This is a genomic window from Coriobacteriia bacterium (assembly GCA_041658765.1).
In the GTDB taxonomy this organism is placed as follows: domain Bacteria; phylum Actinomycetota; class Coriobacteriia; order Anaerosomatales; family JBAZZO01; genus JBAZZO01.
Map to the genome: position 1 here is coordinate 23,248 of JBAZZO010000003.1, position 16,402 is coordinate 39,649.

Annotated in this window: 16 protein-coding genes; all 16 read right to left on the reverse strand. The window is 68.0% G+C overall.

Going from position 1 to position 16,402, the window contains the following annotated elements:
* A complete protein-coding gene (locus WC971_02595) occupies window positions 1-1,485 on the reverse strand; it encodes a V-type ATP synthase subunit B (GenBank protein ID MFA5843703.1) in 1,485 nt (494 codons plus the stop codon).
* Complete coding sequence (locus WC971_02600; GenBank protein MFA5843704.1) at window positions 1,486-3,237, reverse strand: V-type ATP synthase subunit A; 1,752 nt, start codon at window positions 3,235-3,237, stop codon at window positions 1,486-1,488.
* Window positions 3,234-3,572: a V-type ATP synthase subunit F gene (locus WC971_02605; GenBank protein ID MFA5843705.1), complete on the reverse strand. Its 339-nt coding sequence runs from the start codon at window positions 3,570-3,572 to the stop codon at window positions 3,234-3,236. The genes WC971_02600 and WC971_02605 overlap by 4 nt, the downstream gene beginning before the upstream one ends.
* The gene (locus WC971_02610; GenBank protein ID MFA5843706.1) at window positions 3,565-4,662 is read right to left on the reverse strand and encodes a V-type ATPase subunit; all 1,098 of its coding nucleotides are present in this window, start codon (window positions 4,660-4,662) and stop codon (window positions 3,565-3,567) included. The genes WC971_02605 and WC971_02610 overlap by 8 nt, the downstream gene beginning before the upstream one ends.
* Entirely contained in the window at window positions 4,659-5,237 is a 579-nt protein-coding gene (locus tag WC971_02615; GenBank protein ID MFA5843707.1) for a V-type ATP synthase subunit E, read from the reverse strand. Before WC971_02615 ends, WC971_02610 begins: the two co-directional genes overlap by 4 nt.
* A gap of 43 nt (window positions 5,238-5,280) precedes the next feature.
* Window positions 5,281-5,607 carry a hypothetical protein gene (locus WC971_02620; protein MFA5843708.1) on the reverse strand — a complete coding sequence of 109 codons (327 nt, stop codon included), beginning with the start codon at window positions 5,605-5,607 and terminating at the stop codon, window positions 5,281-5,283.
* 8 nt (window positions 5,608-5,615) lie between these two features.
* A complete protein-coding gene (locus WC971_02625; GenBank protein MFA5843709.1) occupies window positions 5,616-7,583 on the reverse strand; it encodes a V-type ATPase 116kDa subunit family protein in 1,968 nt (655 codons plus the stop codon).
* A 41-nt stretch (window positions 7,584-7,624) separates the two neighbouring features.
* Window positions 7,625-7,975 (reverse strand): V-type ATPase subunit subunit G family protein, encoded by a 351-nt coding sequence (locus tag WC971_02630; protein MFA5843710.1) that lies wholly within the window; start codon window positions 7,973-7,975, stop codon window positions 7,625-7,627.
* Window positions 7,976-8,153: 178 nt separating this feature from the next.
* Entirely contained in the window at window positions 8,154-9,281 is a 1,128-nt protein-coding gene (gene alr, locus WC971_02635; protein MFA5843711.1) for an alanine racemase, read from the reverse strand.
* Between the two features lie 2 nt (window positions 9,282-9,283).
* Window positions 9,284-9,745 (reverse strand): CBS domain-containing protein, encoded by a 462-nt coding sequence (locus WC971_02640; GenBank protein MFA5843712.1) that lies wholly within the window; start codon window positions 9,743-9,745, stop codon window positions 9,284-9,286.
* Entirely contained in the window at window positions 9,738-11,297 is a 1,560-nt protein-coding gene (locus WC971_02645; GenBank protein MFA5843713.1) for an NAD(P)H-hydrate dehydratase, read from the reverse strand. Before WC971_02645 ends, WC971_02640 begins: the two co-directional genes overlap by 8 nt.
* A gap of 26 nt (window positions 11,298-11,323) precedes the next feature.
* Entirely contained in the window at window positions 11,324-11,821 is a 498-nt protein-coding gene (locus WC971_02650) for a holo-ACP synthase (protein MFA5843714.1), read from the reverse strand.
* Between the two features lie 2 nt (window positions 11,822-11,823).
* Window positions 11,824-13,653 carry a glutamine--fructose-6-phosphate transaminase (isomerizing) gene (gene glmS, locus WC971_02655; GenBank protein ID MFA5843715.1) on the reverse strand — a complete coding sequence of 610 codons (1,830 nt, stop codon included), beginning with the start codon at window positions 13,651-13,653 and terminating at the stop codon, window positions 11,824-11,826.
* Window positions 13,654-14,046: 393 nt separating this feature from the next.
* On the reverse strand, window positions 14,047-15,381 hold the full coding sequence (glmM, locus tag WC971_02660; protein ID MFA5843716.1) for a phosphoglucosamine mutase: 1,335 nt from the start codon (window positions 15,379-15,381) through the stop codon (window positions 14,047-14,049).
* A gap of 75 nt (window positions 15,382-15,456) precedes the next feature.
* Window positions 15,457-15,852 (reverse strand): 30S ribosomal protein S9, encoded by a 396-nt coding sequence (rpsI, locus tag WC971_02665; GenBank protein ID MFA5843717.1) that lies wholly within the window; start codon window positions 15,850-15,852, stop codon window positions 15,457-15,459.
* Between the two features lie 3 nt (window positions 15,853-15,855).
* On the reverse strand, window positions 15,856-16,290 hold the full coding sequence (gene rplM / locus WC971_02670) for a 50S ribosomal protein L13 (GenBank protein MFA5843718.1): 435 nt from the start codon (window positions 16,288-16,290) through the stop codon (window positions 15,856-15,858).
* Window positions 16,291-16,402: the final 112 nt, after the last annotated feature.

Here is a 16,402-nt window from a genome sequence, read left to right on the forward strand (position 1 = left end):
TCAGTCCTCCTCGGCGTCCTCGGGCGCGCCCGCGTCCGGGGCCGCGGCCGTCTCCTCGGCGTCCGCCTGCTCGGCGGCAGCCGTCTCCGGCATGTACTTCCCGATGAAGTCGCGCACGCGCTTGAGTTCGCCGACCGGAAGACTCGACAGGAGTTCCCACCCTATGGCCAGCGTCTCCTCGATGGTGCGGCCCTCATCGCCCTGACCGACGACGCGATCCTCGAACATGTCGGCGAACCGCAGATAGCGACGGTCGGTCTCGGACAACGCCTCTTCGCCGACGATGGCGACGAGGCGGCGCAGGTCGCGGCCCTGTGCGTACGCGGCGTAGAGCTGGTTCGCCACGCCACGGTGGTCCTCACGCGTCTTGCCCTCGCCGATACCGAGGTTCATGAGCCTCGAGAGACAGGGCAGCGTGTCGATCGGCGGGTAGACGCCGCGCCGATGCAGCTGGCGCGAGAGTACGATCTGCCCCTCCGTGATGTACCCGGTGAGGTCGGGGATCGGGTGAGTGATGTCGTCGTCGGGCATGGTGACGATCGGCAACTGCGTGACCGAGCCCGGACGGCCCTTGATGCGGCCGGCGCGCTCGTAGATGGTCGAGAGGTCGGTGTACATGTAGCCGGGGTAGCCACGGCGACCCGGGACCTCTTCGCGGGCGGTCGAGACCTCGCGCAGCGCCTCGCAGTAGTTCGTCATGTCGGAGAGGACTACGAGCACCTGCATGTCCTTCTCGAAGGCGAGGTACTCGGCGACGGTCAGCGCGCACCGCGGCGTCAGCAGCCGCTCGACCGTCGGGTCGTCCGCGAGGTTGCGGAAGAAGACGACGCGCTCGATGGCGCCGGTACTCTCGAACTGCTGCATGAAGAACGACGCCTCGCGATGGGTGATGCCCATCGCGCCGAAGACGATGGCGAACTGCTCGCCGGAGACGACGCGCGCCTGCCGGATGATCTGCGCGGCCAGCTCGTTCGCGGGCAGACCCGAGCCGGAGAAGATCGGCAGCTTCTGGCCGCGGACGAGCGTGTTCAGCCCGTCGATGGCGGAGATACCCGTCTCGATGAAGTCGGCCGGCTTCTCGCGGCTGTACGGGTTGATCGGCAGACCGCTGACCTCGAGGCGAGCCTCAGGGATGACCGGCACGCCGCCGTCGATGGGCTTGCCCACGCCGTTGAGCACACGGCCGAGCAGCTCGACCGAGACGTCGATCTTGGCGACCTCGTCGAGGAAGCGCACGCTCGTGTACTCGACGTCGATGCCGCGAGTCCCCTCGAACACCTGGATGCAGGCGATGTCGCCCGCGATCTCGAGCACCTGTCCCGAGCGCTCGCTGCCGTCCGGCATGTTGATCGCGACCATCTCGTTGTACGAGACGCCGTGCACGTTCTCCACGAAGACGAGTGGACCGGTGACGTACGAGAGGGTCCGGTACTCGGTGGTGAGAAGGGACCCCACGGACGGGGTCTTCGTCGCTGTCCGGGCCATCTATTGCACCTCGATCCCTGCGATGTCGGCGCCGATGCGGGCGCACAGTTCCGGTATCACTTCGAGCGACGCGTCGTGGCCGATCGACTTCATGCCCGCGATCTCGTCCTTGAGCGGCAGCTCAAGGACCTGTGAGAGCGCCACGCCGCGCTGCAGCGCGGCGACAGCCGCGTCGTAGAAGGCGAGGATCGCCTTGAGCATCCAGTACTGCTTCTTCGGTGGGCAGAACGCGTCGACTTCGTCGAACGCGAACTGCTGCAGGAAGTCCTCGCGGAGCATACGGGCTATCTCCATGACGACCTTCTCCGACTCCGGCAAAGCGTCGGGGCCGACGAGCTGCACGATCTCCTGCAGCTCGACCTCCTTCTGGAGGATGAACATCGCGCGGTCGCGCGAGGCCTGCCAGTCGAAGGCGACCTCGCCCTCGAACCAGCCTTTGACCTGCGCCAGGTAGAGCGTGTAAGAGCGCGTCCAGGATATCGCCGGGAAATGGCGTCGGTGCGCGAGCCCCGTGTCGAGCGCCCAGAACGCGCCCGTGACGCGCAGCGAGTTCTGCGTCATCGGCTCCGAGAAGTCGCCGCCCGCGGGAGAGACTGCGCCGACCATCGTGACCGAGCCGACCCTGCCGTCACCGCCGAGGGCCTCGACGCGACCGCTCCTCTCGTAGAAGGCGGCAAGCCGCGTGGCGAGGTAGGCAGGATAGCCCTCTTCGCCCGGCATCTCCTCGAGGCGTCCGGAGACCTCACGCAGCGCCTCGCCCCACCTCGACGTCGAATCGGCCATCATGGCGACGTTGTAGCCCTGGTCGCGGTAGTACTCTGCGAGGGTGACGCCCGTGTAGATCGATGCCTCGCGCGCTGCGACCGGCATGTTCGACGTGTTCGCGACGAGCACGGTGCGGTCCATGAGTTTCGCGCCCGTGCGCGGGTCGTCGAGTTCGGGGAACTCGGCGAGGACCTCCGTCATCTCGTTGCCGCGCTCGCCGCAGCCGATGTAGACGATGATGTCGACATCGGCCCACTTGGCGAGCGACTGCTCGGTGACCGTCTTCCCGGTGCCGAAACCGCCAGGGATGATCGCGTTGCCGCCCTGGGCGATCGGGAAGAACGTGTCGAGGATGCGCATCCCGGTGATGAAAGGCGTGGACGGGTCGAGCTTGCGCGTGTACGGACGGCCCTGGCGGACCGGCCAGCGCTGGTGCATCCGCACCTCCTGCCCGCCCTCGAGTGTCACGACGACGTCCTGCACGGTGTAGTCGCCCTCGGCCACGACCTTCGCGACCTTGCCGGCCATTCCGGGAGGCACCATGATGCGGTGCTCGATAGTCGTGCTCTCCTGGACCGTCCCGACGATGGTGCCGGCGACGACCTCCTGCCCGGCTTTCACCCGGGGGGTGAAACGCCAGCGCTTCTCTTGGTCGAGCGCGTCCGCCACCGTGCCGCGGCTGATGAAGTCGCCATGGTCGCGGGCGATCACGGGCAGCGGACGCTGCACGCCGTCGTAGATCGACGAGAGAAGCCCCGGACCGAGGTCGACCATGAGCGGCCCTTCCGTGGACTCGACCGGCTCGCCGACCTTGAGCCCGGCCGTGTCCTCGTAGACCTGGATGGTGGCCTTGTCCGCCTCGAGACGGATGACCTCCCCCATGAGCCCGACGCCGCCGACGCGCACGACGTCGTACATCTTCGCACCGGTCATGCCTTCGGCGACGACGACCGGGCCGGTGATCTTCGCGATAGTTCCCCGTATCATGCGGTCCCCCGCTTCAGTGTGATGTCGAACCCCACCGCTCGACGGATGAGCCGCGCCAGGTAGGCGCGATGGGCGTCTCCGGTCTCGAGCTTCTCCCGGATGGGAAGCGAGATGACGATCGGCCGGTAGATACTGTCGATCTTCTTCTGCAGCCGATCGTCGATGGTGCGCAGGAGCGCCTCGTTCACCGCGACGATCCCGCTCGCGTCATCGTCGACGAGAGCCGCGATCTTCGCGCGGGCCTCCTGTGGGGTGCTCGCCGACTCCACGTCGACGCCCGCGAGACGGAATCCGTCCGCGGTGTCGGGGTCGGTGAGTACGACGAGCCTATACAAGGATCAACTCCTCCTTCATGCGCTTCTCGGTCATGCCAGAAGCGATGCCGCGGATGACGATGCGCAGGTTCGTGACCTCGTTCTGCTTCGCCCACAGGTACGAGATGAGGACCCCGACGCCGAGCGCGTCCCCGGTCCCGACGGCAAGCGCCTTGCGCATGAGGTGGTCTTCGAGCGCTCGCTCGAGCGTGGAGATCGTCCCGTGCTCGGCGTAAGTCTTGACGGCTTCGACGAGCACGCGCTCGTAAGGTGTGCGCGCCAGCCGCGCGAGCACCTCGTCGATGTCTGACATCTGGACGAGGTCCGCGAACAGACGCTCGGTGACGTGGAGACCTCCCGGAAGGAAGAACCTCTTCGCCTCCTCGCTGCGCATGTCCGCCTTCTGCACTCGGAAGACGGTCACGAGATCGACCGCGTCGATCTGGACGGCGAGGATGCGCCGTGCCGTGGCGTAGTTGTGCCCCTTGCCGGCCAGACGCTTGGTCGCCCACTTGGAGTAGAAGCGGTCGAGCGCGAGTTCCAGGACCGCGAGGTCGCTGGTCCGGACGTACTCCACGATCGACTCGTTGAGGGCATGCGCGTAGTCGACGTCCCAGATGACGAGGGTGTCGACGACGTCGCGAACGTCGCGTCGGTGAGCGAGCTCCCTCAGCTCGATAGCGGACATGGCGCCGGCGGCGATGAGGCTCTCCTCTATCTCCTCCGGCGCGAGCCCCATGTGGACACCGCGCAGAACGGTCTTGATGTTGAGCAGGTCCCACTTCCCGAGCAGCGTCCCAAGTATCGTGCGGGCCTCGGCGCTCACGAAATCGAGCACCTTCCGGTACGTCCGCACCATGTTCTCCTTGAACGCCTCGTCGATCGAGGACGGCTTCACGCCGCCCTCCAGCAGCGCCTCATCGATGTCGGGACCGTAGTCCGTGGGAGCGAGGAGCTCGACTGCGTCCCCGAGGTCCCAGCACTTCATGACCTGTTCGAACGTATCCGACGTGATCATGCGCGAGCGCATGCCGCGGACGCGCGCGTTCCCATACCCGTAGCTGCTCGAGATCGGCCGACGCTGACGGTGTCTCGTCACCGCGTGCGTCATGAGAAGAGAGCCTTCGCGATCGCGGTCCGAGCTTCGTGCCGCACGCGATCGAGACGGTCCTCGAGCATGTTGCTGTGGCTGATGCGGCCACCGGTCGCGACGATGACGACGCCGCCGGCCGTGTCGATCGGCTCGCCGAGCACGTAGCCCTTCCCTGCCCCCGCGATCGCCTTCCCCGCGAGAGCCTGGTCCTTGACGTCGACCCGGACCTCGCCGGCGTCACCGCACACCGCGGCGGTCTCGGAGAACAGCCTCTCGAACAGCTTCGCGTAGTCTCCACCGGCGCGCACATCACCGAGGCGCTGCTCGACCGATCCGAGCACCTCCTCGATGGCGCGTTCGCGCGCCGACGCCATCTCACGCTTGGCTGAGAGACGGGCGGCGTTCAGGACACGCCCCGCGCGGTCCCGGCCGGCTGCCTCGGCGGCCTGCATTCCCGCCGCGGTCAAGCGATCGGCCTCTTCTCGCGCCTCGAGCTCGATCTTCTCGGCCTGCTCGCGCGCCTTGGCGAGGACGGCCTCGCTCTCGCTCTCGGCCTGCTCGTCGAGGATCCGCAGGATGTCTTCGAGTGCCATGTTCGACCCCTAGTCGTCCGCGCCGGCTTCCGGCGCGTGTCGGTCACGCCTGAAGGATGAGGAACGCCACGACCATGCCGAGCAGCGCGATGATCTCGGGCAGCGCCTGAAGGACGATGATGTACGTCGCCACTTCCGGACGCTCGGCGAGCGTGCCGGCACCTGCGGAGCCGATGTTCGCCTGCGCGTAGCCGGCGCCGATGCCCGAAAGACCCATGGCGAGTCCAGCGCCGAGGGCCTTCCCGAGTACGGCCATGCCGACCACAGCCGCCTTGGCGGGCTCCTCGGCCGCGAGGGCCACCGCCGGGGTGAACAGGACCGTCAGGAACGTCGTGCCGTAAGCGATGCGTGCGAGCTTGCTCTTGTCCATGCCTCCTCCTAACTCCCTACTTTGTGGAACGGCCGGTATTGCTGTGCCCCCGACTCGTAGAACTTCCCGAAGAACTCGTAGAAGTTGAGGCGGAGCGCGTGAATGTTGGGGCTGAACGCCGCGATGGCGAAGTTGAGGCTGTGGAGCAGGATGCCTACCATGACGCCGATGACCGGCCCCACCTTGAGCGCGATCTCGTTCGCGATGTCCGCGAAGATCGCCCCGGACAGGCCGACAGCCATGATACGGATGTAGCTGGCCACGTGCGAGAACTGCGAGATGGACTCGACGGCGCCCGCAACACCCCCGCCACGGACGGTGAAGAACATGCCGACGAAGATGCCGGCTGCGACCAACGCCTGCAACGGGATGCTCCACGGGCCGAGACTCTCCCCTACCACCGGGATCGCCGCGAGCACTATCAGCAGCGGGACGAAGATGAGAACGGCGAGCATCCCGCCGCGCTCCTCGACGTGCTTCATGTGGCGGGTCCTGAAGCCGTTCACGATGCCGAGCACGAGGCCGAGGATGACCTGAATGGCGCCGACACCGATCGCGATGCCCATGAAGGTGGTGACGAGCTCGGTCCGCACGAAGGGCAGCTGGACCCCGCCCACATGGATCTCGCGGATCCAGCCCAGGTGCTCGCTGAGGATGTTCCCAAAGAACTCGCCGTAGACGAAACCGAACACGATGGCCATCGACGCCGCCGGTCCGAGGACCGCCGTGGCCACCTGTACGCCCTTGTTGTCCTTGAACTTGATGCGCACGAACAAGATGGTGGCGAGCATGATGAGCCCGTAGCCGATGTCGCCGACGATCATGCCGAAGAAGAGCGGGTAGAACAGGAAGATCATCCACGATGGATCGAACGTGCCGTATCGCGGGCTGCCCAAGATGCTGAGCAGGCTCGAGAACGGTGCGACCGCGCCCGTGTTGCGCAGCGCGACCGGTGTCTCCTCGTAGTCGTCCCGCGTGATCCGCTTGCGCTCGATCACGACCGCGTCCCCGACCTTCTCGTGCAGCGCGGCCTCGAGCTTGGCCACCTCTGGCTCGGGCACCCAGCCGGTGACCACGAACGCGTACTCGGTCCGGCTGAACTTGGGGATAACGACGATCTCGTCGAGACGGTCGGTGAGGACCTCGCGCACGGCGCTCATCCTCGAGTACCAGCCGGCGGCGACGCGCGAGAGGCCGCGCTTGATCTGCGAGAGGCGACCTGGGAGAAGATGAAGCCTCTCCGTGATCGTCGCGAACGCCTCTTCGAACGGCATGTCCTTGAGCTCCGAGGGGAGCCTGATCTGGTTGACGTTCTCCATCGCGAGGAACTTGTGGACGTCCTCGCTGTACCTGCGGTCGAAGACGAGGATGGCGACCGTGGTCTCCTCCTCGACATCGGCGGTGAGCACCTCGCACGAGTTGTGCGTCATACGCTCGACCTCCGAGCGGATGTGACGCAGCGCCGCCCGATAACGGCTCTCGAAGAGCAGGGCGATCGACTCGTAGTTCTCGGCGGTGACGACCTCGCGCACGAGAGGCTCGATCTTCTTGAGGATCGGCTTGTACCTGGCGAGGAGTTCCAGCTCGCTCTCGATGGATGTCCGATCGCCGACGAGGTCGGATGTCTCCTTCTCGACCCGGGCGAGCGTCGCGCCGACCTCCTTGATGAGAGCGGCGTTGTCGAGACCGTTCAGGCGCTCGTACTCGCGAAGCCTGTCGTCTTCGATGACCGCACCCGCCTCGTCGACGAGTGAAGCTAGGACGGCACGGGACCTGACCATCAGGTCCTGCAGGTCCTCCCGGTCGGCCTCTTGGTTCGCAAGGATGTCCACGTGCTCTAGCGGCAGCGGCTCCCTCAGCAGGCGCCGCGCCGGGTCCTCGATGTGCAGGACCCCGATCTCGTGAAGAAGACCCACCACCTCGGTCATCCTGTTCTGCGGACCGATTATCTCGACCTTGGCCATCTCGACGAGCATGGCCGCCCCCCTTCGGTCGCCCCGCGCATAGGCGCGGGACTCTAGCTACCGACCACCATCTTCACGACGGTGTCGACGGCGCTACCGGCACGCGCTGCTGATGCCGAGCGTATGCGCTCGACGTCCGCTTTGGTGGACTCCATGAGTTTGGCCTCTTCGACACACGCCGAGGCGACGACCGCCTCTTCGCGGCGTTTGGCGGCCTCTTCGGCCGCGACGCGGGCCTGTTCGATGATCTCCGCGGCTCGAGCACGCGCGTCGGAGACGATGACATCCGCCTCCGCACGAGCATCTTCGAGCCGGTGTCCGATAGCGACCTCGCGCTCGTGGATGACCGCGAGCGGCGAATCGCCGGAAGAGATCCTTGCGACCGGGCCGTGCTTCGCCTCCATGCCTCCCCCTTCCCCGTGGGGGACGACCCGAAGCCGAGGGTCCGGCGCGATCGCCGGTCATACCTCCGGGCGACGGTGGGTCGTCGGGCCGTTCGGGCGCGCCGCACGAGCGGCAGGCCGGCGCTCTTTGCAGGTCTCTATTGCGGTGTGGCCACGCCTCGGGCAGCCATTCCCCGCGTCAACGGTACAGGCGCTCCATCCTCAATCCGAAGGAACATGCTATCTCATAGTTGATAGTTCCGCTCGCGGAGGCCAGTTCCTCTAAAGGTATCCTGGTCGATCCTCCGCCGCCCACGATGACGGCCTCGTCCCCCACGGACACGTCGAGCCCCCGCGGCACCTCGACCATGAGCTGGTCCATGCACACGCGACCGACCTGTCGGCACGGCTTCCCCGCTATGAGCACGCGCATCGCGTTGGAGGCCGCTCGATGGACTCCGTCCGCATACCCGAGCGGCAGGGTGGCGATCGTCGTGGGCCCCGCCGCCCTGTACGTCAGCCCGTAGCTGACTCCTTCTCCGAGCGCAAGGCGTCGCACCCGTGTGACGAGCGCCTTCACCGACATCGCCGGCTCCAGGTCCACGCGGCCTTCCGTCGCGGGAGCAGGATGCAGACCGTAGATCGCGATCCCGCACCGGACCATCGCGTAGTGCGTCGCGGGATGCAGGATGGTCGCCGGACTGTTCGCGGCGTGGACGATGCCGGGGTCGATGCCGCGGTCGCGCATCGCAGCGAGCGCACCCTCGAAGCGCTCGACCTGCCTGTCGAAGTCCCAGTCGCCGGGGACGTCCGCCGTGGCGAAGTGAGTGTAGACGCCCTCCATGGAGATCCCCGGGACTCCCCTGAGGGCATCCGCCGCCTCGGCGGCCTCCTCGGCGGGGACTCCGATGCGGTTCATGCCGGTCTCCACCTTCAGATGGAAGCGCGCGGTCACGCCGCCGGCCACGGCGGCGGATGCGAGGGCCTTCGCGAACGTCCCCGAGAAGACCGTCGGCACGATCTCGTGCTCGACGATGACGGGCGCGGACTCGACCGGGGGTTCGGAGAGGAGGTGTATCGGCGCGGTCACGCCCGACTCCCGAAGTCGCAGGGCCTCGGCGACCGTCGCGACGCCGAACCGGTGAGCGCCTCCGCGCGTGGCAGCGACCGCCACGCGCTCGAGACCATGCCCATAGGCGTCGGCTTTCACCACCGCCATGAACCTGGTCTTCGGTCCGGTGAGCCTTCGAAGCGCGCGCACGTTCCGCTCGACGGCTCCCAGGTCGACCTCGACCCAGGCTCCACGGGGCGTCTGGAGACCGGACACGCTCACTCCTCGGCGGCCAGTGCGCGGACTATGTCGGACTTGCTCACGATCCCCACGAGCTTGCCGTCCTCGAGCACGGGCAGCCGACTCGCGTCCTTCTCGACCATGAGTGTCGCGATGTCGCCGATGGTCGCGTCGGCGTCCACCGTGACAGGATCCGCGGTCATCACGTCGGCGACGCTCGCGGCGACCGCCTTCCTGAGTTCCTCCTCGAACCTGCGAGTCGACGGAGGGTAGAGGATGAAACCGTCGAGGAGATGGAAGTAGGTCGGGTACTCGACCTTCACCTCCTGCATGATGAGATCGCCTTCGGTGACGAGACCGACGAGCCGCTCCCCTTCGACGACGGGAAGGGCGCCCACGCCCTTCTCGACCATGAGCTTCGCGGCCTCCTTGACGGAAAGGCCGGGCGCCACGGTCACGGGACCCGGGGTCATGATGTCTCGCGCCACGCGGTCAGCCATGTGCGCCTCCTGTTGCCGGCTCGGAACGTTCAAGGGTCTCGGCGACGGCGCCGGGCAGATGCAGCGGGACGTCCTCCGCCGTCATGCAGGTCTGGGTGCAAGCGCCGGCCGCAAGGTCTCCGGCGCGGCCATGCAGATACGCCGCAAGCGCTCCCGCCTCGAGGGCGGGCAGTCCTTGTGCCAGTAGCGTCCCCATCATGCCGGCGAGTACGTCGCCCGTGCCCCCCGTCGCTAGCCCGGGGTTTCCCGCGAGCGTGACGACCTGCCTGCCCTCTCCGGCGACGATCGTTCGTGCCCCCTTGAGGACGCAGACGGTCTCCGCGACGGCGAGCCTACCCGCCCAGGATACCCTATCGGCCTGCACTTCCCGGACCTCGACGCCGAGCAGCGACGCCAACTCGCCAGGGTGCGGGGTCAGTACCGTCCGGAACTCGCGCCCGGAGAGCGCGGAGAGGTCGGCCGCGAGAGCGACGAGGGCATCGGCGTCCACCACGAGCGGCACCGAAAGCTCCCGAACGAGACGCCGCGCGACCTCCGCCGTCTCGGGGTGACGCGACATCCCAGGCCCGAGCACGACCGCGTCCGCGCGCTCGGCGAGGGCGGCGATCCTCTCGACCGCCCCGGTCGCGATCGAACGGGTGTCGGTCTCCGGAAGCCCGACGACGACCGCAGGGACGACGCCGGCGTCCACGATGTCGGCGACGGAGACAGGCACGGCCGCGGTCACGTATCCCGCGCCCATGCGTAGGGCCCCGACGCACGCGAGCCGCACGGCGCCCGTCATGCCCGCGCTGCCGCCGACGACCAGCACGCGCCCACGGGAACCCTTGTGAGCGTCGAGTCCCGCGAGCGGGATCAGCTCGCGATAGTCCCCTCGGTCCCAGACCTCAAGCGTCCCGACCTCGTCGACCAGGTCGCCGGGGACACCGATGTCGACGACGACCACCTCGCCGGCGAAGAACGCCCCCGGGAGCAGGAGCAGGCCCGTCTTCGGAGCAGAGAAGCATACCGTGCGGGCGGCGATCACCGCCGGACCCGGAGTCGCTCCGGTCGTCGCGTCGACGCCCGAAGGTACGTCCACCGCGAGGATCGGCGCGGCTACGTCCGACATGACCGCGATCGCAGCCGCGTACGGATCGCGCGGGACGCCGGTGAAGCCGACCCCGAACAGTGCATCCACCACGCAAGCAGCCGACCTGAGCTCGAGGAGGAGTTCCTCCGCCGACTGTGGTGCGGTCCAGTCGACGCCGCCGCGTATCGCGGCCTCCGCAGCCTCGCCGGCCGGTCGCGGAAGGTCGTCCGGCAGCCCGAACGCGAGAACACGCACTTCGCGACCGGCCGCGTGGAGGCGCGCCGCGGCGGCCCATCCGTCGCCGCCGTTGTTCCCCTTCCCGGTGACGAGGACGATGCGCCCCTCCGGCGCGAGACCGGCGGCCTCGACCGCCACGGCCTCGCCCGCGCGGGCCATCAGCGCCGAGAGGGTCACGCCGCGCTCCTCGACAGCGCGCCGCTCGAGTGCGAGTGACTCGATGCCCGTAAGCGCATGGATCACTTCTGTCCCCTTCCGCTCGACGGACCCTAGCGACCCTCGACGTCCTCCTCGGGTTCATCCCCTACCTCGTCGAGCACCGAGCGCATCTCCTTGAAGGTCGCGGCGATGCGCTCCTGAGGGCTCAACGCTCCGGGCGTAGGCCCCTCGGGATCCGCCGCGATGGCGACGGCAGACGCGACCGCGTTCGTGTGCGTGTACGAGAGCGACACGTGCAGCTCGACGACGCCCGCTTCCGCGGCGACCGCGGCCGCGCGTCCGCTCAGCCGCGGCGTCGGACGGCCCGTCCGGTCGCGCACCACCTCGACGTCCCTGAAGCGCATGCCGGCGAAGCCGGTGCCGAGCGCTTTCAGCACTGCCTCCTTCGCGGCGAACCGTAGCGCGTAGTGCACCGCGGGACGGTTGCGCGAATCGCAGTAAGCGCGCTCCTCTTCGGAGAAGCACCGCTCCCTCATGCGCGGATGGCGCTCGAGAGCGACACGCATCCGCTCGATCTCGACGATGTCGACGCCCAGGCCGGCGATCACGGTCACTCCACCGTCACGGACTTCGCGAGGTTGCGCGGCTGGTCGACGTCGCAGCCCCGGAACTTGGCGATGTGGTAGGCGAGCAGCTGCAGAGGAACGACGGCCGGGATCGCCATGAGCTCCTCGGTAGCCGCGGGGACGCGGAGCACGTGCTCGGCGTGGTCTTCGATCGAATCGTCCTCCTCGGCGGCGACCGCGATGACCTCGGCGCCGCGCGCGCGGACCTCCTGGATGTTGCTCACGACCTTCTCGTACGTGCGGCTCGGCGTCGCGACGACCACGACCGGGACATCGGGGGTGATGAGCGCGATAGGCCCGTGCTTCATCTCGCCCGCCGGGTAGGCCTCCGCGTGGATGTAGCTGATCTCCTTCAGCTTGAGAGCTCCCTCCATCGCGATGGGGACGCCGAGACCGCGACCGAGGAAGAGCGAGGAGTAGCGGTCCTTGTACACAGCCGCACACTCGCGCACAGCGTGCTGGTCGGAGAGGATGCGCTCGATGAGGGCGGGCGTGCCCGACAGCTCCGTCCACACGTCGGCCACCCGCGAGCGACTCATCGCACCCTTCGCCTGCGCCAGGTAGAGTGCGAGGACGTAGACCGCCGCGAGCTGGGCCGTGAAGGTCTTCGTCGCGGCCACACCGATCTCCGGGCCGGCATGCGTGTAGATCACGCCGTCGGACTCGCGCGTGACCCTGCTCCCGACGACGTTCGTGATGGCGAGGACCCTGGCCCCGCGGGCACGGGCCTCGCGGATGCCCGCGAGCGTGTCGGCCGTCTCGCCCGACTGGGTGATCGCGACGACCAGCGTGTGGTCGTCGACGATCGGGTCGCCGTAACGGAACTCGCTCGAGACCTCGACCTCGACGGGGAGGCGCGCCCATGTCTCGATCAGCGACTTCCCGACCAGGCCCGCGTGGTACGAGGTGCCGCAAGCGATCACGAAGACGCGCTCGATCGCCCGCACCTCCTCGTCACTCATCGCGAGCTCGCTCAACATGACGCGGCCGTCCTCACCCATGCGGCCGCGCAGGGTCTCGCGAACCGCGGTGGGCTGCTCGTGGATCTCCTTGAGCATGAAATCCTCGAAGCCACCCTTCTCGGCAGCGTCCAGGTCCCATGCGACATGGATGCGTTCGGGCTCGACGGCCCTCCCCTCGCGGTCCGTGACGACGACGGAGTCCGCGGTCACCGAGGCGACCTCCCCGTCCTCGAGGACGAGGACCTCACGGGTGTGCTCGAGGACGGCGGGGATGTCGCTCGCGACGATGTTCTCCCCGCTCCCGGTGCCGACGATCAGCGGCGAGTCCCGCCGCGCCGCCACGATGAGGCCGGGGTGATCGGCGTGCACCACCGCGAGTGCGTACGAACCGTCGAGCCTTGCGGTCGCGGCACGGACGGCCCCGGCGAGGTCTCCGGTGTAGAGAGACTCGACAAGGTGCGCGATCGTCTCGGTGTCCGTCTCGGAGACATGATGGTGCCCGGCCGCCTCCAGTTCGTGGCGCAGCTCGAGGTAGTTCTCGATGATCCCGTTGTGCACGAGCGCGAGACGACCCGTGCAGTCCCGATGCGGGTGAGCGTTGACCTCGCTCGGGCATCCGTGCGTGGCCCAGCGTGTGTGCCCGATCCCTACCGAACCCTCGATCGGAGACGCCTCCACCGCAGCCCTCAGCGAGACGAGCTTGCCCAGGCGCCGCATGACGACGAAGTCGCCGTCTCGGCCGATGACCGCAAGCCCGGTCGAGTCGTACCCGCGGTACTCCAGCCGAGCGAGTCCGCCGATCAGGATGTCGGTCGCTCTTCTGGGCCCGACGTACCCGACGATGCCGCACATGTTCGCGCTACCTCCCGATGTCGGGGGATGGGTTCGTGTGAAGACGTCCGCTGCACGGTCGCGTCGCGCGCGCCGAAGCGGGGATGCGGACGCGCCATGGCGTCCGAAGATGTGATCCGCCGGACCGGAGCCGCTTTGTCCCCGCGGTCACCCGCGGGATTTGTCGGCACCGTGACGACACCGGCGCGCCGGAGGGCCATCCGCCGAACGATTCGATCGGCCCTCACCTCGTCGACCGGACCGCGACATAGCGCGGAGCGGTCCTGGCGCTTGCGGTACGCGGCAAGGTGGACGGGCATCGCCTCCTCGAAGGAGAGAGCGGACTCGGCGGAAAAGAGTGTACCAGGTCGCACGGCGCGCGAGGGACACGCGACGGTGACGGTCGAGTGACGGCTAGCCGAGCTCCCTGCGGACGACCTCCGCGAGACGCTCGGCGTGCCTTGCGGCCTCAGGCTCCGTCTCCGCCTCGACCATGACGCGGACGAGCGGCTCGGTGCCTGACGCACGCACGAGGACGCGTCCGCGCTCCCCGAGCTCGGCCTCCACCGCGTGGACGGCGTCGTTCACGGCATGGCTGGTGCCTACTCGGCCCTTGTCCGCGATCGTCACGTTCACGAGCACCTGAGGATAGCGGCGCATCACCTGACGCAGCTCCGAGAGTGGCAGACCGGTCTCGACGATGATCGACGCGAGTTGGAGACCCGTGACGAGCCCATCTCCCGTGGTGTTGTGTTCGAGGAAGATCACATGCCCCGACTGCTCGCCGCCGAGCACCGCGCCCGAGGTGAGCATCTGATCGAGGACGTAGCGGTCGCCGACCTTCGTCTTGATGAGAGCGATCCCCTGGTCGCGGAGGGCGACTTCGAGTCCGAGGTTGCTCATCACGGTGGCGACGACGAGGTCGTGGGGGAGTCTTCCGCGCTCCTTCAGATGCGTCGCGCACACGGCCATGACGGCGTCTCCGTCGACGATCGCGCCGACCTCATCCACCGCGAGCACGCGGTCCGCGTCGCCGTCGTGCGCGAGCCCGAGGTCGACGGCGTGATCCTTGACGACCCCCGCGATGCGGTCCAGATGTGTGGAACCGCTCTCTCGATTGATGTCCGTACCGTCGAAGCCGGTCTCGACCGCGATGACCTTCGCGCCGAGCTGCCTGAACGCCTCGGGTGTCGTGAGGGACGCCGCGCCGTGGCCGCAGTCGACGGCGACGGACAGGCCCTGCAGGTCGCCCTCGATGGTGCCTATCGCGTGCTGGATGTACCGGTCCGCGGCGTCATCCACGCGCTCGACACGTCCGACGGCCGCGCCGGTCGGACGCTCCCACGAGCGCTGAGCATCGACGAACTCGGCGATCTCGTCCTCGACCTCGTCGGGGAGCTTGTACCCCTCCCTGTCGAAGAGCTTGATCCCGTTGTACTCGGCCGGGTTGTGGGAGGCGGAGATGACGACGCCGCCGTCCGCGCCGAGCTGACGGGTGAGCAGGGCCACCGCGGGGGTCGGGACGATGCCGCACAGCAGTGCGTCCGCGCCGCCCGACATGATTCCCGCGACCAGCGCCGACTCGAGCATCTCGCCCGAACGGCGCGTGTCGCGTCCCACGACGATGCGGCCCCGCCCGGTGTCGCCGAGGAAGTGACCGGCCGCCTCACCGAGTCGGAAGGCGAGCTCCGGCGAGAGGTCGTCGTTCGCGATACCGCGCACGCCATCGGTGCCGAACAGCCTTCCCATGCCATCCCCTCCCGAACGGACGAAGGCCCACCGCTGGGGTGGGCCTCCAGTATCGCGCAGCCTTGCGGCCCGCGCCTAGCGCTTGCTGAACTGCGGGCGCTTGCGCGCCTTCTTGAGACCGTACTTCTTGCGCTCGACCATACGCGGGTCCCGCCGCAGCAGGCCGGCCTTCTTCAGTTCGCCGCGGTACTCGTCGCCCGCCTCGAGCAACGCGCGCGCGACGCCGTGGCGCAGCGCGCCGGCCTGACCGGATACGCCGCCGCCGTGGATGTTGGCGAAGACGTCGAACCTGCCGACCGTCTCGGTGACCCTGAGTGGCTGCTCGACGAACGTGCACAGCGCTGCGCGCCCGAAGTAGTCCTCGGCCGACTTGCCGTTCACCACCCAGAGCCCAGTGCCGGGCATGAGCCTCACGCGAGCGACGGACGTCTTCCGTCTGCCGGTACCCTGGTAGACCGCCTTCTCAACCATGCGCTACCCCTCCAAGGAGATCTGCCGGGGCTTCTGCGCCGAGTGCGGGTGCGTCGGTCCGGCGTACACTTTCAGCTTCCGGTTCATCGCGCGGCCGAGCGTGGTCTTCGGGAGCATGCCCTTCACGGCGTGCTCGATGACGCGCGCCGGCCTCTTGGCGAGCAGCATCCCGACCGAGACCTCCTTGAGGCCTCCCGGGAAACCGGTGTGGCGGTACTGCTTCTTGTCGGCCATCTTGTTGCCGGTGAGCTTCACCTTGCCCGCGTTGACGACGATGACGAAATCGCCGGTGTCGACGTGCGGGGTGAACTGCGGCTTGCGCTTGCCTCGCAGGATCGAGGCGACCTCACTGGCCAGCCGGCCGAGGGGGATGTCGGTCGCATCGACCAGCAGCCACTCGCGCTCGACCTCGCCGGGCTTGGCGTGGTACGTCTTCACAGGTCCTCCAGTGCGTGGGATGTCGGTTCTCGAGTTCACGGGGCTCGGAAACGAACCCTTAGACTATAGCCACGGCTCGTGAGCGTGTCAAACGACGCCACCGGGCGTATCC

What these genes read in the sequence shown, in the direction of transcription:
- WC971_02595 (MFA5843703.1), bottom strand. Translation starts at nt 1,485, where the DNA reads ATGGCCCGGACAGCGACGAAGACCCCGTCCGTGGGGTCCCTTCTCACC.
- WC971_02600 (MFA5843704.1), bottom strand. Translation starts at nt 3,237, where the DNA reads ATGATACGGGGAACTATCGCGAAGATCACCGGCCCGGTCGTCGTCGCC.
- WC971_02610 (MFA5843706.1), bottom strand. Translation starts at nt 4,662, where the DNA reads ATGACGCACGCGGTGACGAGACACCGTCAGCGTCGGCCGATCTCGAGC.
- WC971_02615 (MFA5843707.1), bottom strand. Translation starts at nt 5,237, where the DNA reads ATGGCACTCGAAGACATCCTGCGGATCCTCGACGAGCAGGCCGAGAGC.
- WC971_02620 (MFA5843708.1), bottom strand. Translation starts at nt 5,607, where the DNA reads ATGGACAAGAGCAAGCTCGCACGCATCGCTTACGGCACGACGTTCCTG.
- WC971_02625 (MFA5843709.1), bottom strand. Translation starts at nt 7,583, where the DNA reads ATGCTCGTCGAGATGGCCAAGGTCGAGATAATCGGTCCGCAGAACAGG.
- WC971_02630 (MFA5843710.1), bottom strand. Translation starts at nt 7,975, where the DNA reads ATGGAGGCGAAGCACGGCCCGGTCGCAAGGATCTCTTCCGGCGATTCG.
- WC971_02640 (MFA5843712.1), bottom strand. Translation starts at nt 9,745, where the DNA reads ATGGCTGACCGCGTGGCGCGAGACATCATGACCCCGGGTCCCGTGACC.
- glmS (MFA5843715.1), bottom strand. Translation starts at nt 13,653, where the DNA reads ATGTGCGGCATCGTCGGGTACGTCGGGCCCAGAAGAGCGACCGACATC.
- glmM (MFA5843716.1), bottom strand. Translation starts at nt 15,381, where the DNA reads ATGGGAAGGCTGTTCGGCACCGATGGCGTGCGCGGTATCGCGAACGAC.
- rpsI (MFA5843717.1), bottom strand. Translation starts at nt 15,852, where the DNA reads ATGGTTGAGAAGGCGGTCTACCAGGGTACCGGCAGACGGAAGACGTCC.